The following is a 22,701-nucleotide window of genomic DNA, read 5'->3' on the forward strand; positions in this document are numbered from 1 at the left end:
GTGCGGGGGTTCGGCATGCACCTGACACAAGCGTTCATATGATCGTAACGCTTCGCACAGCTTCGATTGATTGTGTGGCGCACGCAGCTGCCCGGAAACACCAGATCCGGGCAACGTAGAGGAAAGGCATCACGAATGCGACGCATCACCATGACGGTCGCCGGTCTGCTCGCGACCGGCGCGGCCTCGGCGATCCTGATGGCCGGCACCGCCCAGGCCGCTACCACGGGCACCACCCTGCTCGGCTCGGTTCACCTGACCAAGACCGATGCGACGGGCACCACGACCTCGGCCGACCTGTCCTGTTCGGCCGTCCAGGACGGCTCCGGCTTAACCTCCGTGGTCGGCACGGGCACCGTCACCAACCCCGACGCGGCCTGCAGCGAACTGGCCCACGTCAACGGCGACTTCAGCAAGCTGCTGGTGCACCCCACCTGGATGGTCATGGCCCTCCAGGCGCCGGTCACCGCCACGGCTCATGGCAACTGGGGTGCGACCGACGTCAACTGGTCGCACACCTACGTCAACGGCAGCGAGCTGACCAAGTACACGGGTGACGTCTTCGGCTTCTGAGTTCCGGGTTCCGGGGTCTGAGTTCCGGGGTCTGAGTTCTGAGTTCTGAGTTCGCCGGCGTCCCTGCACTGACGGCGTGGCCGCTCCCGGTCCGGGAGCGGCCACGCTCGTTTCGGCGCCCTCCGCGCGTCACGCGGTCGTCTTGCCGCAGAACTCCGCTTCCAGCTCCTTGGTGAAGACCGAGACCGGACCCCACTGCTCGCCGTCGGCCCAGTCGCCGTTGACCTCGGTGGAGAGCAGGTGGCGGCCGTCGCGGGCGCCGAAGGTGTAGGACCACGAGCCGTTGATCGCGCCGCCCATACCCCACACCTGGCCGCACGAGAGGGTGAGGGAGGCGACGCCCAGGCCGTAGTGGGAATTCGGGATCCACGCGTTGCCCGGATCCTGCACGGTGAACATCTCGGCGGTCTGGGCGGGCGGCAGCAGGCGGCCCGCCAGCAGCGCCCGGAAGAAGGTGCTCAGGTCGCCCGTGGTGGAGATGAGGTCGCCGGAGCCGTATCCCCAGGACGGGTTGAGCTCGGTGACGTCGTACTCGGGGAGGGCGGGGGCGTTCATCGGGCCGAGCTTGGAGTAGAAGCGGCCGTGCGGGCCGTGGACGGCGGTGTCGTCGCCGGTCGGCTCGTAGGTGCTCTTCAGGTGCAGCGGCTTCACGAAGCGGTCGGTGATCTCCTGGGCGAGGTGGTGCCCGGTGGCCTGCTCGATGACCAGGCCGGCCAGCACGTAGTTGGTGTCGGAGTACCGCCAGCCGGTGCCGGGGGCGAAGTCGGGCTTCACGCTGATCCCGAGCCGGACCAGCTGGCGTGGGGTGAAGCTGTCGAAGCGGTGCTGGAGGAAGGGCTCCCCCTGGAAGTCCTTGCTGACCTGGTCGGCCACCGCGAAGTTGGCGATTCCGCTGGTGTGGTTGAGCAACTGGCGGAGGGTGATCCTCGACCCGTCGTAGCCGTTGCCGTCCACCAGGCCGGGCAGCCACTGCTCGACGCTGTCGTCCAGGCTCAGCCGGTGCTCGGCCTCCAGCTGGAGCAGCAGGGTGGCCACGAAGGTTTTGGTGGTGCTGCCGATCCGGAACCGGTCCTGCGGGCGCAGCGGTCGGCCGGTGTTCAGGTCGGCGGTGCCCGCCTGCCCGAACCAGGTCGAGTCGCCGTCGTGCACCTCGGCCATCGCGCCCGGCAGGCCGGCCGTGGTGACCGCCTGGTCGAGGACGGTCTGCAGGCCCCGGTGGCCGCCGGCGGAGGCTGAGGGGGAGACGGCGGCGGAGGAGGCGGCCGGGGCGGCGGTCAGCAGGGTGCAGGCCGCAACGGTGGCGGCGGTGGCGCGGGCGATGTTCTTCATGGCGGGTCCCCCTGGGTCTGTCGGGCTTTCGTCGTCGGTGAAGAACGTACGGCCGGATTCGGGATCCCCTCAACATGTGATCGCACCAATTCGTTTAAAGCTGCAGGTCAGTGACGGTCAATCATTGCAATGGGGCTGTCGACGAATGCAATCGTGGTTGCAACCGCCCTCTGCGCCCGGATACTCGTCTGCAGGCCCGAGGCCCGAGGCCCGAGGCCCGAGGCCCGAGATCCGGGGTCCGAGGCCCGAGGCCCGACGAAAGGAGCCACCCGTGCCAGGTGCCAGGCTGAGCCAGCAGGACCGTGTCGCGATCGCCACCGGCCTCGCCGAAGGGCTCGACTACGCCGCGATCGCCCGGCTGATCGCCCGCCCCACCTCCACGGTGACCCGGGAGATCGCCCGCAACGGCGGCCCCGGCCGCTACCACGCGCACGCCGCCCACCGCGCCACCGCCCGCCGGGCCCGCCGCCGACCGGGCGCGGCCCGGCCCGTCGGGGGCACCGCGACGGTGCCGGACGGCCGCGACCCGGCCGCCGTCGCCGAGTTCGCCGACCGCTTCGCCGCGCTGCTGGTGCAACTCGGCCTGCCGCGCATGGTGGCCCGGGTCCTCGGCTGCCTGTACGTCACCGACAGCGGCACCCTGAGCGCCGCCGAACTGGTGCAGCGGCTCGGCGTCAGCCCGGCCTCGGTCTCCAAGGCGGTCGGCTACCTGGAGGACCAGGAGCTGATCCGCCGCGAACGGGACGGCCCCGGCCGCCGCGAGCAGTACACGATCGACTCCGACGTCTGGTACCGCTCGATGCTCGCCAGTGCCCAACGCAACGCCCTGCTGGCCGAGTTCGCCCGAGACGGGGCCGACCTCCTCGGCGCGGCCACGCCCGCCGGACAGCGGCTCGACACGGCCGCGTCCTTCCTCGCGGAGATCGGCACCGACCTGGTCCGGGCGGTCGAGCGGCGCCGGTCCGGCAACGGCATGCCCTGACCGATCGGCCTCAGGGGCGTCCTCCGGGGAAACCCCGAGGGGATCTGCGGGGCGGAACGGGATCTTCCCCGATGGTGGGGGCCGAAGCGATGATCGTCGGGAAGGTCACCGGCCACGGCTTCGCCCACGAGGTGGACCACCGGATCATCCGGCCGCTGGGCCTGCGTCGGACCTCGGTACCCGACGCCGACGACCCGGAGCTCCCGCACCCGGCCGCGCACGGCTACCTGACCGTCCCCAGCCGGGACGGCGGCGGCAGCACCATTGCCGACGTCACCGAGCAGAGCCCCTGGCCGTGGGCCGAGGGCGGCATGGTCTCCAGCGCCGCCGACCTGGACCGCTTCATCACCGCGCTGTACCAGGGGCGGCTGCTGCCCGCCGCCGTGCAGGACAACCTGTTCGCCGTCCCCGACGTGCCGAACTTCCACACCAACGACTGCGGCAACGGCCCCTCCTCCCGCGCCTGTCTGAGCATGGGCCTGCAGCGGGTCGAGCAGGACGGTGTGGTCGCCTGGGGCAAGACCGGCTCCCGTCCGGGCTGCACCAGCGGGGTGTTCGCCACCCCCGACCTGAGCCGCCGGGTGGTGTACTCGGTCAATCCGACCGGCGTGGTCGGCGCGGAGACCCCGTACGTCAGCCGGCTGCTCGTCACCTCCTTCGGGTTCACCCGGTAGCGCGGGGGTTTACTCGGCCCCGGTCACCTCCACAGCCGGTCGAAGGCGTGGATCGCCTGCTGGGCGGCGGGCGCGAGGGCGTCGGCGTTGACGGGGGAGCCGGCCGGCTGGAGCAGGTGGTTGACGTCCTGGAGGGTGAGCAGGCCGGGGCCGCCGGTGCCGGCGGCTTTGAGGGCGTCGACCAGCGGGCCGGTGGTGGAGCAGGGCACCTGGGTGTCGGCCGTGCCGCAGGTGACCATGACCTCGGTGGCGGACGGCACCTTGGCCGCGAGGGCGGCCGGGTCGACCGCGTCCTCGGTCCGGGTGAACGTCAGGTAGGTGTTGAGGGACCGGAAGAGGGACGCGATCGGGCCGGTCATGCCACCGGTGTCGGCGGGGCGGCCGGCGCGGATGGCGGCCACCCCCTCGGTGACGGCGGCTCTGGTGGTCGCGGCCCGGTCGGGGGCGAGCTGCCCGGCGGCGAGGGCGGCGTCCAGCTGCTCCTTCGCCTGGAGGGTGACCAGGTCGAGCAGGCGGAGGTCCTGCGGCTCCAGCAGCGCCAGCCCGGCGGGGGCCGGGGCCGGCTTCGGGTCCTGGTCGACCTCCAGCGCCATCAGCGCGCCCTCGCTGTGGCCCGCGACGACGAGCTTTCGCGGATCGGACCTGGGCTGGGCTGCGAGGAACTGGTAGGCAGCGACGGCCTGTTGGACGAACGAACCGAGATCGAGGCCGCCGGGGTTCCCGGAGTAGGTGCCCAGACCGGTCCGGCCGGTGCCGTACTTGTCGTACCGCAGGGTCATGATCCCGTCCCCGCCCATGAGCCGGGCGAGGTCGGCGAGGGTGTCGGGCACGAGCTGCGGCGGCTGGTTGCCGTTGCGGTCGGTCGGCCCGCTGCCGGGCAGCAGCAGCGCGGCCGGCAGCTTCGCGTCGGCGGGGCCCTGCGGGAGGTGCAGGGTGCCGTAGGTGGTGGTGCCGTTGACCACGAAGGACACCTCGTGGTCGCCCGGGCCGGTGGGCGGACTCGCCTGCGTCAGCGCCGTCGCGCCGGCGGACGTCGGGGCGCTGACGGACGCCGTCGTGGCCGGGCCCGGGCCGCGATCGGCGGCAGGCCCGCCGCAGCCCGCCGCGGACCCCAGCACGGCGATCAGGGCGAGCGCCGCACCCGCGGCGGCCACCGGACGGGGCGAGGATGAACGCAGGGGCACGGCTGACTCCGGCGGGTCGGGGGGAACGGGCCGCCCACCAGTCGAGCCGACCCCGCCCCGCCGCCGCCCGCAACAGGCCGCACAACGCCCTGGAACCCGCCGTTCGGGCGAGTCGCCGCTTCGACTCTCATGGTCGCCGGTGTGCCCAGCCCGGGCCGGTGCTCACTCGAACAGGCCGAACAGGTCCTTGGTCAGTTTGGTCGGCCGTCCGGCGGGGACCGCGGGAGCGTTGTGGTCGGGCCTGGCGGCGACGGCGACGCCGACGTAGCGCCCGGGTGTCAGGGCGTACCCGTGCTCGCGAACCGTGTTCAGTTCAGCCGAGAAGCAGAAACCCGGCTTGTCCCGGTAGGCATCCCCGCGACTGCGGGAGGAGGATGTGCCACGCCATGACTGGTACGCGCCGGCGATCCCGGCAATGTCTCCGTCGCTCAGCATGCGTGAGGAGCGGTCGACGCTGACACCCGTGCCCCGCGCGTCGATGAAGAGGATCTGCCCCCTGCGGTCGTTCCGGCCCGCCGACCCGCGAGGGGACTTGTCCTTCGCCAGTACCCAGATGCAGGCGGGGATCGAGGTGGAGGAGAAGAGCTGCCCGGGAAGGGCCACCATGGCGGCTACCAGGTCGGCTTCGACCAGCGCTCGTCGGATGTCGCTCTCGGCACTGACGTGGGCGGACATCGACCCGTTCGCCAGGACGACGCAGGCCGTGCCCTGATCGCTGAGCTTGGAGAGCACATGCTGAAGCCAGGCGTAGTTGGCGTTGCCGGCCGGCGGAACACCGAACTCCCAACGATCGTCATCCGCGTTCCGACCCCAATCGCTCATGTTGAAGGGCGGGTGCGTCATGATGAGGTCTGCTTTGAGGCCCGGATGCCGATCATCGGTGAACGTGTTGCCCGGACGATCGCCCAGATCGCCGTCAATACCGAGGATGGCGAGGTTCATCTTCGCCAGTTGCCAGGTGCGCTGGTTGATGTCCTGCCCGAAGAAGGTGAGGTCGGCCTGGTGAGCTGTCCCTCGGTGCTTCTGGACGTATTGGCTCGCGTCGACCAGCATGCCGCCGACGCCGCACGCCGGGTCGTACAACCGGCCCTGCAGGGGCTCCAGGAGTTCCGTGATCAACCGGACGACCGACTGCGGGGTGTAGAACTCCCCACCGCGTTTGCCTTCGACGCGCGCGAACCGATCGAGCGCGTTCGAGTACAGGTCGGGAAGTGGGTTGTGCGTGGACTCGCCGGCTGTTCCGCTGAACTGAACCTCGCCCATGATGCTGACGAGATCAGCCAGGCGGTTCTCGTCGATGCTCGGATGAGAGAAGATCCTCGGCAGAGCGTCGGTCAATGAGGGGTGCTCACGGCTGATTGCGTCCATTGCGTCGTAAAGACGCAGGCCGAGACGGCGATCCGTCGAATGGGTGGCGATCAATGACCAACGGGCGGCGGGTGGGAGCCAGAGCGTACCGGCGGTGGTGTACGCGTCGCGGTCCTCCAGAAGGTCATCGATGCGGTGCTCGTCGATCCCCCGGCCGAGTGCCTCCCGCACCAGTTCTGCACGGCGTTCTTCGAATACAACGGTCAGGTGCCTCAGGAAGATCAGACCGAGGACGATCTCCTTCCACTGCGAAACGTCGGTGGAGCCGCGGAGCTTGTCCATCGCCCGCCAGATGACGTCCGAGAGCGCCACGGCGGACTTCGCCTCGGACTCCTGCGACTCGTCGGTGACGTCCCTCTGACGCGGTGGCATGGGCGGGCGGTCTCCGTGGTCCTGCTTGGCGGCGTGTCCTTACGAGGCTGTACCGTGACCCAGTATGACCGGTGGTCGGTGCACCGTGGGGCGCAGGGGGAGTTGGAGATGTCGAGCATCGGGCTGGCAGCGGCCATCGAGGAACTGAGGCAGGAGCTCTACCGGGCGCAGGACTTGGGCGCGGACGAGCAGTTCGCGTTCGGCGTCGAGGAGGCTCAGCTCGAACTGCTCCTGGAACTGCGCGACAGCGGCAAGGGCGACGGCAAGCTGAACTTCGGCGTGGCCATCGTCGGCGCGGGAGGCGAGCACACGACTGTCCGGACCCACAGGCTCACGCTGAAGCTTTCGGTCCGCGATCGTGCTGTCGGTGCGACCACGGCCGAGATCAGCGACGACGAAACCGGGTCCTGGGACGAGGAGTGAGATGGATCCGCGCAGACTGGCGCTGATCCGCAGTGGGACCACGAAGGATCGAAAGAGCACAGGGTCGGGTTATCTGATCGGACCGCGGCTGGTGCTGACCGCTCGCCATGTCGTGGTGCGGGCGGACACCGGAGCGGCCTGGCCGGAGATCCAGGTACGAGTGGGGCATCCCGGTGCGGGTGGGGACACCCTGTGGATGGCCGGGGTCGACCAGGTCTGGCAGCATCCGGACGGCTTGGACGTGGCGCTGCTGCTCCTCGGCGGCGAGGCGGCCGTACCGGAGCCGGAGCCGGAACCGGTGCTGTGGGGTCGGCCAGTCGGTAGGGCCGTGTTGGGCTACCAGGGGCTCGGCTTCCCCAGGGCCAGTGCGCAGGAGGTTCGCGAGGTCGAGCACCTCCGGGGCGAACTCTCCCCGCTGTCCTCCGGCGCCAGCGGTCACTACGTGCTCGACCAGCAGCTCGCGCCCGATCAGCCGTCCGACGGCAAGAAGGCCTGGTCGGGGGCGTCCGGGAGTGCGGTCTTCTGCGAGGGCCGGCTCGTCGGTGTGGTCATCCGGGACGATCAGGCCTACGGCAATCGCCGTCTACGGGCCTGCCCGGCACACGCCTTCGTGCGCAACGGCGTCTTCGACGAGGTCCTCGGGAAGTACGCCGACGGTACGCCGGAGCTGGTGAGCATCGGCGTGTCCGTGCCGGCGGAGCGGCCGTCGGCCGCCTGGACCTCGTTCGACGTGGAGCTGAAGCAGTCGCTCTGGCAACTGGTCGGCGGGGACGGCTGTTCTGCGCATGCGCGGGCGCTCGCCGAGCAGTTGGGCTACTCGGTGCCGGCTGACTATTCGCCGACCATCCGCGGCCTGGTCGACCTGGTCGCGGCGGATCGACGCGCGCTGGCGTCCCTGAGCAGCACGCTGGCGGCGACCCTCGGCGATCAGGCCGGACGGGACGAGCTGACCAGGCTGTTGACCATGGCCCGAACCCTCGGTGTCGGTTCTCTGCTCTCGCTGGAGGAGTACGAGCGGCTGCTGGAGCTCCTGCGCGCCGTCTGCACGGAACACCCTGCCCTGCTTCCCCGGGCAGCGCGCGAGGCCTTGCGGTACGCCGTGCTCCCGGAGTGCCTCTCCCGCCCCGGCCTGTCGGTCGATGACCTCGATGACGTCGTCAAGGCGCTGGAGGAGGTCTCCGACAGCGAACGGGTCCCGCCGGGGACGCCGCCGGTTCCGGCCCTGTTGCGGGTGGTCGAGTACCTGGCCGCGGCGGTCGGGGCGGAACGTGGCGAGGAGCTCCACGGCTGGTCCAGTGGTGTTGCCGCCCGGACCGGCATCCACCCGAGGGCGCTCTACGAGCGGCGTGAGGACGCCAGGCAGTGGGGAGCCCGGAAGGCGTCGCCGATGACACGGGTGGTCCTGGAGCTGACCACTGATCCTGGCGCCACGGACCGGCGGTACGTCTGCCGGACCTTCCTCGCCCGGAAGGACGGCACGCACACCCTGCTCCACGAGCCGACGACGGTGTGCAAGACGCCGGAGGAAGTCGCCCGGTACCTGCGTGAGGCGGTCGAGTTCGCCGCGGACGAGTCGGATCACGACGTGCCGTGGGTGAAGGTCCTGGTGGACCGGGACGGGCTCGACCTCGCCGTCGATGAGTGGAATCCGGGTGCACCGAACATCTTCGTCCCCGGCCGACCGATCGGGGCCCAGTACCGGCTCACCCTGAGCTGTCCGGAGATGAGCGAAATGGTCCCCGACCGGGACGCTGCCCAGCAGCGTCGATGGGAGCGAGGTCCGGCGGAGTCCCTGGTCGTGGACAAGGGTGCCGCGACCAGGGAGAAGCTTTACGACCTCCTGGAGACGAGCCATCGGGACACCAGCCGCGTCGTCCTGCACGGGCCCCGGGACAAACGGCCGGGTCTGCTCGCTCTCTGCCTCGCACTCGGCGTCCCCGTCGTTCTGTGGGACCGTGCAGCCGGTGGCTTCGAGGATGCCGAGAACCTGCGGCCGCTCGATCCGCTCGGACGGCTGGCCGAACTTCCGGAGCGCTTGCGGGTCTTCCGGGGCCACGCATCCACCGATCCCGAGGCCAACACCGCCCGTCCCGCCCTGGTGTGGGAGGACGGAAGCACGGGCCCGGAGTCCTCCTCGCTGAAACTGATGGACCCCCGGAAGGGAGCAAACTTCTCATGACCACCACAGGCCCCGGCGTCGACAGCGGATCCCAAGGACCCGAGGGGGACTGGAGGTTGTTCCGTGGTGACGGGGCCGAGCGGGTCGTTGACTTCCCTCCGCCCCCGCCCTGGCGCCGGTTCTCCGCCGAGGTGTCGCAGCCGGGAGGCGGCACCGGCGCCCCGCGGCCGTACCTGATCGGGGACGACGAGGCCGATGTCGTCAATGCCGCCCTGCACCTGCGCCGGCCGCTGCTGGTGACCGGCCACCCCGGGACCGGCAAGTCCTCCCTGGCGTACGCCATCGCGCACGAGCTCTCGTTGGGGCGGGTCCTGCACTGGCCCGTGAACTCCCGCTCCACCCTCCAGGACGCCCTGTACCAGTACGACGCCGTGGGCCGGCTGCGCGAGGCCAACCTCCGCCGTGACACCGGTGAGAAGGAGCCCGAGATCGGTGACTTCATCCGGCTGGGCCCGTTGGGCAACGCCATGGCCCGGCGGGACCGTCCGAGGGTGTTGTTGGTCGACGAGTTGGACAAGGGGGACGTGGACCTTCCCAACGACCTCCTCACGGTCTTCGAGGAAGGCGAGTTCGCGATTCCGGAACTCGCTCGACTGGCCGAGGCCCACGCCGAGGTCCGGATCCAGACCGATGAGCCGGATCAGCGGGTGGCCGTCGAGCGCGGTCGGATCCGGTGCCAGGAATTCCCCGTCGTGGTGATCACCAGCAACGGGGAACGCGAGTTCCCTCCCGCCTTCCTGCGGCGTTGTGTCCGGCTCGACCTGCCCGAGCCCGACGAGCAGCGGCTGCGGGACATCGTCGCCGCTCACCTGGGCCCGGACGCGCTGGCCGGTGTCGACGACCTGCTGGAGCAGTTCCTCGGCCGCCGGGCCCCCGGCGAGCTGGCGACCGACCAGCTCCTGAACGCGGTCTTCCTGCGGAAGAGCGGGGTGGACCTGGAGGCCGGCCGACTCCTGGAGGCCGTTCTGCACCAACTCGGCGGAGCGGTGTGACGGCATGCTCGGGAGGCTGACGGAGGTCCTGGCCAGGAGCGGCGTGGAGCTGTCCGAGGAGGAGCTCCTGGATGCCCTGTGGCTGGCCGGCGCGATCCCGAAGGGCGCCGGGCCCTTGGCCCGGAGAGGCGCTGCCGTTGAACCCCGGCGGCCGTCCGACCGACCTCCCGAGCGCTCGGCAGCCGAGACGCACGACACCGCGGAAGCCGCCGGTCATCCGGATCAGGAGCCGTCGGAGCAGGGTGCGCTCGAACGGCCGCTGCAAGCGGCCTCCCGGGTCGACGACGAGCAGGAGCCGGGGGCGGAGCAATCCCGCGTCCATGGCATTCGGATCCCGGTTCGACCTCAACTTCCCGCGAGTGCACTCCGGTTGGGGAAGGCGCTCCGCCCCCTGCGGCAGCGCTTCGCCGACCGTCGCCGCCAGGAGCTCGACCTGGCCCGGACGGTGGCGGCGATGGCCGACTCGGGGTTGCCGGAAACGGTCACCCGGCCGGCCAGGACGAGGTGGCTGTCGTTGGCCCTGGTCGTCGACGACGGCGTCTCCATGGTGCTTTGGCAGGGTCTCGCCGCCGAGGTGCGCAGACTGATGGAGCGCGCCGGCGCCTTCCGCGACGCGCGGGTCTACGGCCTCGACACCCGAAGCGCCGGTGCGCCCCTGATCAGCGCCCGCCCGTACCGCACCGAAGGGCCCTTCCAGCCGCCCGCGAGCCTGGCCGACCCCAGCGGTGACACCCTCGTCCTGATCATCAGCGACGGCGTCGGGGAAGCCTGGTGGGACGGCCGGATGCGCGGCGCGATCGACCTCTGGGCGCGCCGTGGCCCCACCGCGATCGTTCACGCGCTGCCCACCCGCCTGTGGGCGAACTCCGGGATCCCCGCACGGCGGTGGCGAGTGACGACGGGCCGCCGCGGGGGTGCGACCGCCGCGTGGCAGGTGGCCGACCCGGTGCTGCCTCCGGATCTGGTCAGGTTCGACGGCCTGCCGGTTCCGGTGCTTGAGCCCTCGCCCGCTGCCGTCGCGGACTGGGCAGGGCTGATCGTGGCGCCCGGCGCGACCGCGCTGCTGCCGCTCTGGACGGACCAGCGGAACAGCCCGGGCCGGCACTTCGCTGACACCAGGCATGAGGACGAGGCGGAGGCGGTACTCCGATTCCGCTCCGTCGCTTCTCCCGAGGCCTACCGGCTGGCGGCACATCTGGCGGCGGTGGCTCCTGTCACGGTGCCGGTGATGCGGCTGGTCCAGGGCGCGCTGGGCCTGCCGATGGACAGCGGCCACCTCGTGGAAGTCTTCCTCGGCGGCCTGATGCATCAAGCTCCCCACGACAGACCTGGGTTGCTGCCCCAACACCGACGCTACGAATTCGCGCCGGAGACCAGCCGCATCCTGCTGGGCGCCCTCGCCCCGAAGGAGCTGCTGCGCACCACGAGCGCTGTCGCCGGACTGCTGGAGGCCGGCCTCGGCCGCTCCCCGGACTTCGCGGCCTGGGTGGAACATCCCGACGGAACGGCCGCGATCGGGAACGAGCAGCGGTCCTTCGGCGGGCTGACGGACCGGTTGCTGGCCCGGCTGGGAGTGTCGGCCGGGGGACCGGGCGGGGCTGGGTGGGGAGCGGCCGGGGGGCGGGTATCAGGGCTTGTCGAAACGGCTGACGGTCCGGGCGCCGAGCCTCCGCACATTCCGAGGGGCTGGTCGCCGTTGTCCCTCTTCGACCCTCAGAGCCTCGGACCGTACGCGCTGTACGCCCGATATGACCATGGCTGGATCGACATGCCCATGTACCTGGCGCTCGACGAGAACGGTGGAACGGTGTCGCTGCGGACGCCGACTTCACTGGGTGACCTCGACCAAGAGCAGGCGCGCGATCTGATCCGGACGGAGGCCGAATGCCTCGATCGCATGCAGGGTGTCTTCGCCCCGAGGCTGCTCGGCGCACGGTACGACCAGGGGCAGGAGCCCCCCTGGGTGGCAGCTTCCTGCGTCTGGCAAAGTGCCCACCCACGGGCGGAGCTTGCCCCGAACATCCGGGCCCTCCTGGGGAAGACTCGGGGGCCGGTGGACATCGTCCTCTTCCACCGGATCGGATACGACCTCGCCCGCGCGGTCCGCCACGCACACGGACTGGGCCTGGTTCACGGATCTCTGACGCCCGAGACCGTGCTGGTCACCGACCGCGATGTGCAGCTGGTCGGGTGGATGACCTCATCGCTCGACGGGGTCCACAGTCCGCACCGAGCTGATTTCCCAAGGGATCATGCCTACCGGCAAATGGAGTTCGAGCTCCCCGGTACGACCGTGGACGGCGAACCCCTGGGCCCGACGGCTTCGGAAGACATGTTTGCGGTGGGCGCCATGCTCATCGCCGCTGCCACGGGTCGGTGGAGTCACATCGGGGCAACGCACGAGGTGCGGACGATTCTGCAGGCAACGGGAATCGCGGATACGGTCGCCGATGCCCTGTGGGACTGCCTGGACCACGACCCGGCGCATCGGCCGACCGCCGCAGACCTGGCCGAGGTCTTCGAGGGGGTTCTGCTCGCTGCCTACGATCCACTACCGAAGGGGCGGCGCGCGGACCTCACGGCCGCGCGCGAGGCGGTCAGCCACTACCGGTTGATGTGGGACCGGGCGCCGGAGGCCGCCGGCCCCGGGCTCGCCAGAGTCTTGACCGCCTTCTCCAACCTCCTGGGCAGGGCAGGGCAGCGGGAGGAGGCGTGGCTCGCCGCCGCCGAGGCCGCGCAGCTGTACCGGGTGTTGTCGTACCAGCAGCCGGATCGCTTCCGTCCCGAGCTCGCCAAGGGTTTGAACAACCTGTCCGTCCGGCTGGGCGAGCTGGGCCGGTCGGCAGAGGCGTTCACGGCGATCGAGGAAGCCACCAGCCTGTGCCGAGCGCTGTTCCGGGAAGAAGCCTCCGTCTCGGTCCGGGCCGACCTCGCGCTGACGCTGAACAACCTGGCGAACCGATGGGCTGAAATCGGCCGGGACGAGCAGGCGCTGGCCGCGATCGAGGAGTCCGTGGACCTGTACCGGAGGTTGGCCCATGACGACCCCCGGACCTTCGAACCCGGTCTCGCGCAGGCGCTGAACAACCTGTCGAATCGATGGGGTGAGGCGGGCCGGGACGAGGATGCGCTGGCGGCGATCGAGGATGCCGCGCTGCTGTACCGCCGCCTGGCGGTCCCCGGCTCCGATGACGTCCGTTCCGAGCTCGCCTCGTGTCTCAGCAACCTCGCCGTCCGCCTGGGCAGCCTGAACCGATGGGAGGAAGCCCGTGCGGCCCTGGGTGAGAGCGCCGAGATCCGGTTGGAACTGAACCTGACGAACCCCGAGGTGTATGAGGCGGATCTCGCACAGTCGAACGCGATCGCCGCCTGGTTGGAGGCGATGAGCCCGGATCCCTAGCGCAGCACCGCCGGGGTGGGGCCGTTGGGGCGGACGGTGATGCTGAAGGCTTCGCCGGTGGGGCGGGAGAGGAACTCCAAGGAGCCGAGGGGGAGGAGGAGTTCGAGCAGTGCGGTGGTCTCGCGGAGGGCGAACTGGGTGCCGAGGCAGGCGCGGGCGCCCAGGCCGAAGGGGAGGTAGGCGCCGAGCTGGGCGGGGCGGGTGGCGCCGGGCGTGGAGCGGGTGGGGTCGAAGCGTTCCGGGTCGGGCCACAGGGCCGGGTCGCGGTGGGTGAGGTACGGGCAGACCAGCACGTCGGTGCCGGCGGCGATGCGGTGGCCGGCGATCACGTCGTCCTCGACGGCGTGCCGGGGGAGCATCCAGGCGGAGGGGTAGAGCCGGAGGGTCTCGCTGACCAGGGCGTGCGGGTCCGCCTCGCGCGCGCCGGGGTTGCGGTCGAGCAGCAGGAACAGCCAGGTGAGGGTGGTGGCGGTGGTCTCGTGGCCGGCGACCAGCAGGGTGACCAGCTCGTCGCGGATCAACTGGTCGGTGTATTCGGGGTGTTGGTCGGCGGCGTCGATCAGGACGCGGAGCACCCCGGGTTCCGCGGTGTCCGCGGTGCGCGCCGCCTCGATCGCGGCTCGGGCGACGGCGTCGATCCGGGCGAGGTCCTCGGCGACGGCGTCCCGGGCGTCGGCCGCGTTGGTCGGCAGGGTCGGCATCGCGGCCACCACCCGTTCCACCGACCGCAGTTCGGTGTCCGTCCGGTCGTCCAGCTCCAGTCCGGTGAGCGCCCGCCAGACGGTGTCCAGGGCGAAGCCGCGCATCTCCTCGCCGACGTCGAAGGTCTCCCCGCTGCGCCGGTACCCCTCCCAGCGCTGCGCCGTCCGGCGCGCGGCGGCGGCGATCCGCTGCTCGTAGCGGCGCATGCCCGGGCCGGTGAACTGGGACTGCAGCAGGCGCCGTTGGCGCTTCCAGGCGTCCCCGGTGGCGGACAGCACGCCGTCGCCGACCAGCATCCGGGCCCGGTGGGAGCGCTTGACGTACCGGTCGGGGTGGCGGCCCAGCACGTGCTGCACCGCGGCCGGGTCGGTGACCAGCACGGTCGGCGTCGGGCCGAGCCGGAAGGCGGCGATGCCGCCGATCCCGCGCTGCGCCCGAGCGAGCAGCTGGACCAGCTCGGCCTCCTCGGCGCGCCACTGCTCGACGGCCTCGGGGGCCAGTTCCGGTACCGGGATGGCGTCCGTGGTCACGGTGCTTCTTCCTCTCGAAGACTGACGTGGCGTCCGCTCCGACTCTAGAGCGGGGCGGCCCGGGCGTGCACCGAACGGGTGGCGGGGCCGGCCGGGGTCCGCGCGGCATCCCGCCGGGCCGTGTGCGAACGGGTACCGTGCGGCGGGGCCGACAGGCCCTGCTCGCTGCGCGGATGGGAGGACGGATGCCCGGTACCCGGCACATCGGATGCGACAGGACTGGCCGAGCGGCCCGGTGGCTGGTGGCCGCCCTGCTCGTTCCCGCCCTGACGGCCTGCGGCGGGGGCGGGGGCGGAGGCGGAGGCGGTGGTGGGAGCGGGGCCGGCACGGTCGGTGTCAACCCGGGTGGCACGGAGCAGACCTCCGGCAACCAGAGCGACAACGGGCACAGCAGCAACGGTCAGCAGCCCGCGGAGCCCCGGACGAAGCCGGGCGAGGACAAGGGCGGGTTCAAGAACGCCGGTGAGGTGTCCGCCAACGCGACCGGTGCCGGGCAGGCCGCCCTCATCACCTTGAAGAGCACGTCGACGGCGACCTTCACCGCCACCATCAGCGAGGTCACCGACTGCACGAAGGGCGCGACGCCGGCGAGTCCGCCCGAGATCACGACCACCGTGACCAACGGAACCGGTGAACAGGCGGTGTTCACCCTCCCGGCGGAGAGCACGGAGACCCAGCAGGTCTGCTTCACGGTGACCATCGACGGAGAGAGCCGGCAACTCCGGGCCTCCCGAACGGTCAGCGGTTCGGGACCGAGCGGCAACGGTACGAACGGGGGGTCGAACGGCTCCAAGAGCGGCGGACCGGCGAGCCCCGGCGGGGGCGGAACCCCGGGCGGCGGTGGACAGGGCAACAGCACGGGGCCGGGCACCGGGAACGGGAGCACCCCCTGAGCCCTGCCGGGGAGGAGCGGCCGGGCCCGTGGAGCGACTGGGTCACCCGGCTGGCGAGCTGGATCGCCCCCACCACCTTCGTCACCGCACTGCTCTTCTTCTTCGGCTACGCCTACACCAACGCCTTCTACAGCCACTTCGGCATCGACGCCGCGTCCATCGGCTTCTCCACCCAGAACCTGCTGCTGCGCAGTTCCTCCGCGCTCTACCTCCCCGCCGGGGCGGCGCTCAGCGGAGCGCTGCTGGTGGTGCTGGCGTTCCGGTTCGGGTCCGGCGTCGCCGGGCGCGGCGCGGCGGGTGTCCGGACGCTGCGCGTGGCGTGCCTCGCCGCCGCCCTGCCGGTGGCCGCGCTGCTGGTGCTCGGCCTGCTGGCGGGCATCGAGGTGATCGACGCCGGTCCGATGGGCACCCCGTTGCTGCTGGGCGGCGCGCTGCTGCTCGCCGTCCTGGCGCGGCTGCTCTTCGTACGGGTCACGGGCGCGCCCTTCCCGGCGACGGGCGAGCGGGCGGGGCTGGGCGTCTCGGTGGCGATCATCGCGCTGTGCGCGTACTGGGCGGTCGGAGGGTACGCCCTGGAGAAGGGGGAGGCCGACGCGGTCTGGATCTCCCGCCACCTGTACCTTCGGCCCGCCGTCCTGCTCGACGCTCCGGAGCGGCTGTCCGTGGACTGGGCCGGGGTGCGGGAGACGGCGCTGCCGAACGCGTCGGCGGGGGCGCGCTACCGGTACCGCTACGAGGGCCTGCGGCTGCTGGCGCAGTCCGGCGACCGGATGTTCCTGATCCCGCAGTCCTGGACGTGGGGCACCGGCTACGTGCTGGTCGTCCCGGTCGGCGTCGACGTCCGGGTGATCTTCCACCCCGGGTGAGCCTCCCGCCCGCACACGGCTGCGCCGCGGTCCGTCCCCCTCGACGGGCCGCGGCGCAGCGGTTCAGCGGGTGTCGGTCAGTCGGTCAGTCGGTCACACCGCCTCCCAGAGGGCCGGGACGATCGGCGGCTCCCAGCCGACCTGGGCGGTGTGGCCCTGGACGCAGCGGTAGCTGACGCCGTTGTAGGTGACGACGTCGCCCGCCTGGTAGGTGGTGCCCGGGGTCCAGGCGTTGCCGGGGTTGGGGTTCCCGCTGCCCACGACCAGGGTGAAGCTGGTGGTGTGGGTGGCGGAGCCGGTGCCGGTGACGGTGATGCCGTAGGTGCCCGGGGCGGTGGACGCCGCGGTGGCGACGGTCATCGTGGCCGAGGCGCCGGACTGCACCGAGGACGGGCTGAAGGAGACCGTCACCCCGGCCGGGGCGCCGGTGGCGGTCAGGTTGACCGTCTGGGCCGAGCCGGAGGTGGTGGCGGTGCCGACGGTCGCGGTGGTGGAGGCTCCGGGCTTGACGGTGGCGGTGGCCGGGTTCACCGAGAGGGAGAAGTCGTTGGCGGGGGTGGTGCCGCCGACCGAGGTCTTCCAGATGGTGTAGGCCACGCCGTTGGCGTTGCGCTTGAGCACGGTGGCGTCGACGTTGCTCGTGGTGTCGCAGGACTGGTGGTAGCAGGAGTCGTACGACCGGCCTGCCGTGCCGCCCCACTTGGCGGCCTGCGCCGAGGTCTTGACGGCACTGGCGCCGGCCGCGTAGCCCGAGGTCGGGACGCCGGCCTGCTGGAAGGAGTAGTCGTCGGAGCGGCCCTGGCCCTCGACGTTCTCCTCCGGCTGGAGGTTGAGCGAGTCCCAGTAGGCCTTCATCGGCGCGGAGGCCGCGGAGGTGAGGTTGTTGATGAAGTAGCCGGCGTTGGGCGAGCCGACCATGTCGAAGTTGTAGTAGGCCTTGACCGCCGAGCGCTGGGTGGAGCTCAGCTGGCCGACGTAGTACTGGGAGCCCTGGAGGCCCTGCTCCTCACCGGTCCACCAGGCGAACCGGATGTGCCGGGTCAGGGTGGGGTTCTGCTGGGCGAGCGCGAGGGCGTTCTCCAGCAGGACGGCGGAGCCGGAGCCGTTGTCGTTGATGCCGGGTCCGGCCGAGACGCTGTCCAGGTGGGCGCCGAGCATGGTGACCTGGTCGGACGGGCCGCCGGGCCAGTCGGCGATCAGGTTGTTGGACTGGTAGGTGCAGGAGGCGCAGGTCTGCTCGCTGACGTTGAAGCCGGCCGCCTGGAGCTTGCCCTTGATGTACGCCACGGACTGGCTGTGCCCGGCGCTGCCGGCCCGGCGGTTGCCGCCGTTCTGGTTGGCGATGGTGTTCAGCTGGGCCAGGTCGGCCTGGATCTTGGCGACGTCGATGTCGGGGGCGGGCCCGCCGGGCGTGCCGCCGCCGACGGTCAGGGTGTACTGGGCGGTGTGGGTGGCCGCGCCGGCGGTGCCGGTCACGGTGATCACGTAGGTGCCGGCCGGGGCGCCGGAGGACGCGGACAGGGTCAGCGTCGCGGACGAACCCGCCTGCACGGAGGAGGGGTTGACCGTCGCGGTGACCCCGGTGGGGGCGCCGGTGGCGGTCAGGTTGACGGTCTGCGCGGTGCCGGAGGTGACGGCGGTGGAGACGGTCGCGGTGGTCGACGAGCCGGGCTGGACGGAGCCGGAGGCCGGGCCGAGCGTCAGCGAGAAGTCGTTGTTGCCGGACGGCGTGCAGCTCGGGTCGCCGCTCTGCGCGGGCACGCTGACGGCGTCCCAGGCGGCCTTGGTCCGGTTGTAGAGGGTGCAGCTCGGGTCGAGGTTCTTGGCCGCGGTCAGGGTGGTGGTGCGGTACCGCTTGTACGTCATGCCGCTGGTCTTGAGCAGCATGCCGCCGTACCAGACCTGGCCGGCCTGCTTGGCGCCTATGCCGGTGACGGTGGAGCCGTTGCAGGTCGGGCTGGTGGGCTTGCCGTTGCCCGGGTTGGAGCCGTTGGACAGCAGGTAGAACCAGTGGTTCAGCGGACCGGCGGCCGCGTGCACCTCGGTGCTCGGGATCGACGAGGAGTAGCAGTCCGGGTCGTTGTTGACCAGCGAGGGCTGGTAGAGGTTGCGGATCGGGCCCTGGCCGACCAGGTTGATCTGGCGGCCGACCTGGTAGTCGGGGTAGTCGTAGGGCGCGGGCTCGTTGTTGTACTCCTTGGTGAGCGAGCCGAAGATGTCGCCGGTGCCCTCGCCGAGGCCGTTCTCGTTGTTGGCGCCGCCGGGGGTGTACTGGTCGATGCCGTGGCCGAACTCGTGGCCGACGACGTCCTGGGCGCCGATCCACTGGCCGGCCTGGTTGTGGCCGATGGAGACCGAGCTGCCGTCCCAGTAGGCGTTGACGTCGTTGAGGCCCATCTTGATCGGCCAGCTGCCGCCGTTGCCGTCGTGGCCGTTGCGGCCGAGCCAGTCGCGAAGCATGTCCCATTCCTTCTGGGCCGCCCACATGGCGTCGCCGCAGCCGGTCTCCCGGCTGGAGGGGTTGCCGTTGCCCCAGGAGTCCGAGGACTTGGTGAACACCTGGCCGGTGTCGTTGTCGGAGCAGGACAGCCCGGGCCGGCTCGGGTCGCGCAGCGAGTACGAGCCGCCGGAGCCGGTGGTGCTGATGGTGAGCGGACCGGGGCCGTTCCACTTGCTGTTGACGGTGCCGGCCTCGACGTCGTCGTAGCTGTCGACCACCTCGCCGGTGGCGGCGTCGACGAAGACGTGCAGGTGGCTGGGCGCGGTCGTGGTGCGGCCGGTCAGCACGGTCTCCCAGGCGAGTCGGCCGGCGCCGTCCTTGACCCGGACGACCAGCCGGCGGGAGTCCGCCTTGTCGACGGTCGGCAGCTCGGTGCGCGCGGTCCTCTCCGCGTCGGCCGCGCTGATCTGCGGGGTCGTGGATCCGCCGACCGGGCCGGTGGCCGCCGACTGCAGGCCGTGGACCTTGCCCTGCCCGTCGGCGAGCACCACGGCGTCGCCGCCGACCACCGGCAGGCCTCGGTAGCTGCGTTCGTAGGAGACGGAGTAGAGGCCGTTCAGCCAGGGCGTGACGGTGCGGCGCTCGTAGGTCTCGCCGGGGCCCTTGGCCAGTGCGTCGGTGCCGGCCGCGGCGGCCGCGTCGGCGGCGTTGACGGCGGCGGCCAGGGCGCTGGGTGGCGCGGGGGAGGGGGTGGGGGCGGCGGTGGCCGTCCCCGCGGTGGCGCCGACCAGGCCGGTCAGCACGGTCAGGGTGGTCGCCGTGGTCAGCAACCGTCCTGGGGAAACTCTGCGTTGCATCGAGGCTCCTCGCATGTGGGGGTCCTCGACCGCGGACGGCAAGGCTGGTGGCGCACCGCAGGCCGCGTACGGGGGACGGCCGGGCGGGCCGTCCGCGCTCGGGTGCCCGAACACTCACATGGCGTCATGCTCGGGTCAATGGTTGGTGCGGGCTCGGCACAGGGTTGGCAAATTCCGTCAAGGTGCGGGTGCCGTTTCGCGTCAAGCTGGGCTTTTGCCTCAGTGGTTGAGACCACGTCATGTACGGGGCGGACACCATCGAGTACCGTCCTCCTCGTCGGACTCGTCGCAGGGCCCCCGCGTCGGGGCCGGTTTCCGGGGAGGCAGCCGTGTACCGGAACCGTTCGGCCGCGGCCTCGGCGGCGGCACGGGAGCCGCGGGGGCCGTCCGGGCGCGCGGGCCAGGGACCGGGCGCCTGGCGGGAGTTCGGTGCCCGGCTGCGGCACTGGCGGCGCCGGGTCGGGCTCACCCAGGCGCAGCTCGGCGCCGGGATCGGCTACGACCACACCGCGGTCAGCAAGATCGAGCACGGCGCCCGCCGGGTCACCCCGAGGATCGCCGAGCGGATCGACGAACTCCTCGGAGCCGGAGGCGAGTTGCTCGCGGCGTGCCTGCGGGCCGAGACCGCCGAGCTGCCGCTGCCCGACCCCTTCGTCCCGTTCGCCACCGTACTGCTCCGGCCGCCGCTGCCCGGCGGGGCGGAGACCGCCCGGGCCCGGGCGGACGCGGTCCCGGGGGTGGAGGTGCCTCCCGCGCCGGCCCGGCTGCCGGACTACGGACTGCTCTGTCCGCTGCACGACGCCGAGGGCTGCGCCGTCCCGCCTCCCGCCGAACTCGCCGCACTGTACGCGGAGTTCTGCGCCGCCGACCCGGCCGCCGCACCGCCGCTGGACGCCGCCACCGCGCACGCCCTCGCCGGGCTGCTCGCCGCCCAGCTGCGGGCCGGCGAGACCGGCATCCCGCCGGGGCTGGTCGCCGCCGTGGAGCGTACCCTGCACGTCGTGCTGGCCCGGCTGGCCGCCGCCCCCGCCGGCCGGCGCGGCCCGCTCGCCCGGCTGGCCGCCGAACACGCCCACGCCGCCGGGGCGCTGCGGATGCAGGACGGCCGCAACGCCACCGCGACGGCCTGCTTCGACCGCGCGCTGACCTGGGCCGAACTCGCCGGGGACCGGGCCACCCTGGTCGGCACGCTCAGCGACCTGAGCATCCTGGCCCGGCTGGACGGCGATCCGGCGGCCGCGCTCGGCTACGCCCGGGAGATCGACCGGGTCGCCCCCGGGCGGCCCTGGGCCGGGGCGATGGGCCGGATCAGCCGGGCCCGCGCGCGTGCCCTGACCGGCGACGTGCGCGGCACCGTCCGGGAGATCGGCCTGGCCCGGACGCACGTGGAGCGCATCGACGACCGGGACGAGGCGGACGTGCCGTGGCTGTCCATCGCCTCGATGCGGCTGCGGGTGGAGTCCGCCGCGGCCGCCGCCCTGCGCGACCTCGCCGCCGCCGTAGACGACCCCCGGTTGGCCCGGCGGGCGCTGGCCGCCACCGAGACCGCGCTCGGCCTGCTCGGGCCGACCCGGCTGCCGTCCACCCGGCTGCTGTTCACCGTCCGGGCGGCCGACTGCCATGCCTGCGCGCACGACCCCCGGGCGGCCGTCGAGCTGCTGGGGCCCGCGCTGGAGTCGGCCCCGGCGGCCACGCTGCCCGCGCTGGTCGGGCACGAGCTGCGCGGCCTGCGGGGAAGGCTGGCGCGGTACGAGCCGCAGGCGGCGCGGCGGTTGGCGGAGCCGACCGGGTCCTGACCCCTGGTGCCCCGGCCGGGTCCTGACCCCTGGTGCCCCGGCCGGGGGCGTGGACCGGCGGACCGCCCGGGCACCGCGCGCGCCGTGCTCCGTGCCCGGCGAACCCGGCCGGGAATGCGCCCCGTTCGCGCCGCCCGGGTGTCAACTTCGTGTGCGGATCTTCCGTCGATCGGGTTATTCGTGGCGTTAACACGTCGAATGACCGACCCTGCCGTCGGCTCCCGCTAGAGTCTCAGACGTTTCCGTTCGTTGGTCCGCGAATAACTAGGGGGAGCGTGCTGTCCGCCATCGCACGCCGGCTCGCCCATCCGCTCCTGCTCCTGGGGGTGCTGTGCACGGCCGTCGCGACACTGCGCTTCCACTGGGCACCCGACACGGTCTCCCCGCTCGCGCTGATCGCCGTCATCGGCTACCTGGCGCTGCTGGAGCGAGTGATCCCGTACCGGACCGACTGGCACCCCAGTGGCCGTGAACTCCGCTGGTACAGCGTGTACTTCGTGCTGAGCATGGTGGGCGGCGGACTGGCCCAGGGGCTGGTGACCTCGCTGGTGGAGCTGGTCGGCCCGGCCCGTCCGGCGCTGCCGTTCGCGCTGGAGATCCCGCTCGCGCTGCTCTTCGGCTCGCTCGGCGACTACCTGGTGCACCGCTGGTCGCACCGCAACCGGTGGCTCTGGCGGCTGCACGGCGTGCACCACGTGCCGGACAAGGTGAACGTCGCCAACAACGGCGTGAACCATTTCCTGGACGTCCTGTTCGCGCAGTCCTTGGTCCAACTCCTGCTGGCGCTGATCGGGTTCTCGGTGAATTCGGTGTTCGTGGTCGGAATATTCGTCATGGCGCAGGGGTATTTTGTCCACGCCAACATCGACGTCCGCATCGGCCTCCTCGGCCACGTGCTGGCCGGCCCGGAGCTCCACCGCCTGCACCACAGCACCGACCTCGCCGAAGCCGGCCACTACGCCTCCGACCTGTCGCTGTGGGACCACGTGTTCGGGAGCTTCACCTGGCGGCCCGGACGGACCCCGCAGACCGTCGGCCTCACCGACCCGGCCGCGTTCCCGACCACCGACGAGCTCGGCGCCACCCTGCTGCACCCGTGGCGCCGGATGAAGACCACCGAGCAGTCCGTCTGACACCCCGG

16 protein-coding genes are annotated in these 22,701 nt (G+C 71.9%); 11 read left to right on the forward strand and 5 right to left on the reverse strand.

Translation table 11 applies throughout. The features are described from left to right. The first annotated feature begins 135 nt into the window (after positions 1–135). Entirely contained in the window at positions 136–573 is a 438-nt protein-coding gene (locus tag ACZ6Z8_RS13800; protein WP_465609316.1) for an SSI family serine proteinase inhibitor, read from the forward strand. A gap of 129 nt (positions 574–702) precedes the next feature. On the opposite strand, the gene ACZ6Z8_RS13805 is transcribed toward ACZ6Z8_RS13800, so the two are convergent. Then, a complete protein-coding gene (locus ACZ6Z8_RS13805; protein ID WP_465609318.1) occupies positions 703–1,902 on the reverse strand; it encodes a serine hydrolase domain-containing protein in 1,200 nt (399 codons plus the stop codon). 271 nt (positions 1,903–2,173) lie between these two features. On the opposite strand from ACZ6Z8_RS13805, the gene ACZ6Z8_RS13810 reads away from it, so the two are divergent. Beyond that, a complete protein-coding gene (locus tag ACZ6Z8_RS13810; RefSeq protein ID WP_465609320.1) occupies positions 2,174–2,884 on the forward strand; it encodes a GbsR/MarR family transcriptional regulator in 711 nt (236 codons plus the stop codon). Positions 2,885–2,955: 71 nt separating this feature from the next. Further along, positions 2,956–3,558: a serine hydrolase gene (locus tag ACZ6Z8_RS13815; protein WP_465609322.1), complete on the forward strand. Its 603-nt coding sequence runs from the start codon at positions 2,956–2,958 to the stop codon at positions 3,556–3,558. A gap of 23 nt (positions 3,559–3,581) precedes the next feature. Here the strand turns inward: ACZ6Z8_RS13815 and ACZ6Z8_RS13820 are convergent, their stop codons facing one another. Both ACZ6Z8_RS13820 and ACZ6Z8_RS13825 read right to left on the reverse strand, forming a co-directional pair. Continuing rightward, a complete protein-coding gene (locus ACZ6Z8_RS13820; protein WP_465609324.1) occupies positions 3,582–4,742 on the reverse strand; it encodes an alpha/beta hydrolase family protein in 1,161 nt (386 codons plus the stop codon). 162 nt (positions 4,743–4,904) lie between these two features. Then, the gene (locus ACZ6Z8_RS13825; protein ID WP_465609326.1) at positions 4,905–6,482 is read right to left on the reverse strand and encodes a type I restriction-modification system subunit M; all 1,578 of its coding nucleotides are present in this window, start codon (positions 6,480–6,482) and stop codon (positions 4,905–4,907) included. Between the two features lie 108 nt (positions 6,483–6,590). Here ACZ6Z8_RS13825 and ACZ6Z8_RS13830 point away from each other — a divergent pair, with 108 nt between their 5' ends. The 4 genes from ACZ6Z8_RS13830 to ACZ6Z8_RS13845 are packed head-to-tail and all read left to right on the forward strand — an operon-like array spanning position 6,591 to position 13,476. Beyond that, a complete protein-coding gene (locus tag ACZ6Z8_RS13830; protein WP_465609328.1) occupies positions 6,591–6,905 on the forward strand; it encodes a trypco2 family protein in 315 nt (104 codons plus the stop codon). Next, positions 6,841–9,084 (forward strand): VMAP-C domain-containing protein, encoded by a 2,244-nt coding sequence (locus ACZ6Z8_RS13835; protein ID WP_465609330.1) that lies wholly within the window; start codon positions 6,841–6,843, stop codon positions 9,082–9,084. Before ACZ6Z8_RS13830 ends, ACZ6Z8_RS13835 begins: the two co-directional genes overlap by 65 nt. Then, positions 9,081–10,076: an AAA family ATPase gene (locus ACZ6Z8_RS13840; protein WP_465609332.1), complete on the forward strand. Its 996-nt coding sequence runs from the start codon at positions 9,081–9,083 to the stop codon at positions 10,074–10,076. Before ACZ6Z8_RS13835 ends, ACZ6Z8_RS13840 begins: the two co-directional genes overlap by 4 nt. A gap of 43 nt (positions 10,077–10,119) precedes the next feature. Further along, positions 10,120–13,476, forward strand: coding sequence for an SAV_2336 N-terminal domain-related protein (locus tag ACZ6Z8_RS13845; protein ID WP_465609334.1), 3,357 nt, complete (start codon positions 10,120–10,122; stop codon positions 13,474–13,476). Here the strand turns inward: ACZ6Z8_RS13845 and ACZ6Z8_RS13850 are convergent. Continuing rightward, entirely contained in the window at positions 13,473–14,708 is a 1,236-nt protein-coding gene (locus ACZ6Z8_RS13850) for a cytochrome P450 (protein ID WP_465609336.1), read from the reverse strand. The genes ACZ6Z8_RS13845 and ACZ6Z8_RS13850 overlap by 4 nt on opposite strands. 185 nt (positions 14,709–14,893) lie before the next feature. On the opposite strand from ACZ6Z8_RS13850, the gene ACZ6Z8_RS13855 reads away from it, so the two are divergent. Further along, positions 14,894–15,601: a hypothetical protein gene (locus tag ACZ6Z8_RS13855; RefSeq protein ID WP_465609338.1), complete on the forward strand. Its 708-nt coding sequence runs from the start codon at positions 14,894–14,896 to the stop codon at positions 15,599–15,601. Between the two features lie 245 nt (positions 15,602–15,846). Beyond that, positions 15,847–16,467, forward strand: coding sequence for a hypothetical protein (locus ACZ6Z8_RS13860; protein WP_465609340.1), 621 nt, complete (start codon positions 15,847–15,849; stop codon positions 16,465–16,467). A gap of 93 nt (positions 16,468–16,560) precedes the next feature. Here ACZ6Z8_RS13860 and ACZ6Z8_RS13865 read toward each other — a convergent pair whose 3' ends face one another. Continuing rightward, positions 16,561–19,764, reverse strand: a complete 3,204-nt coding sequence (locus tag ACZ6Z8_RS13865) for a M28 family peptidase (protein WP_465609342.1) — start codon at positions 19,762–19,764, stop codon at positions 16,561–16,563. Positions 19,765–20,093: 329 nt separating this feature from the next. On the opposite strand from ACZ6Z8_RS13865, the gene ACZ6Z8_RS13870 reads away from it, so the two are divergent. Next, a complete protein-coding gene (locus ACZ6Z8_RS13870; RefSeq protein WP_465609344.1) occupies positions 20,094–21,560 on the forward strand; it encodes a helix-turn-helix domain-containing protein in 1,467 nt (488 codons plus the stop codon). Positions 21,561–21,835: 275 nt separating this feature from the next. Then, positions 21,836–22,693 (forward strand): sterol desaturase family protein, encoded by an 858-nt coding sequence (locus tag ACZ6Z8_RS13875; protein ID WP_465609346.1) that lies wholly within the window; start codon positions 21,836–21,838, stop codon positions 22,691–22,693. Positions 22,694–22,701: the final 8 nt, after the last annotated feature.

It is taken from the genome of Kitasatospora sp. NPDC101108, assembly GCF_055584725.1.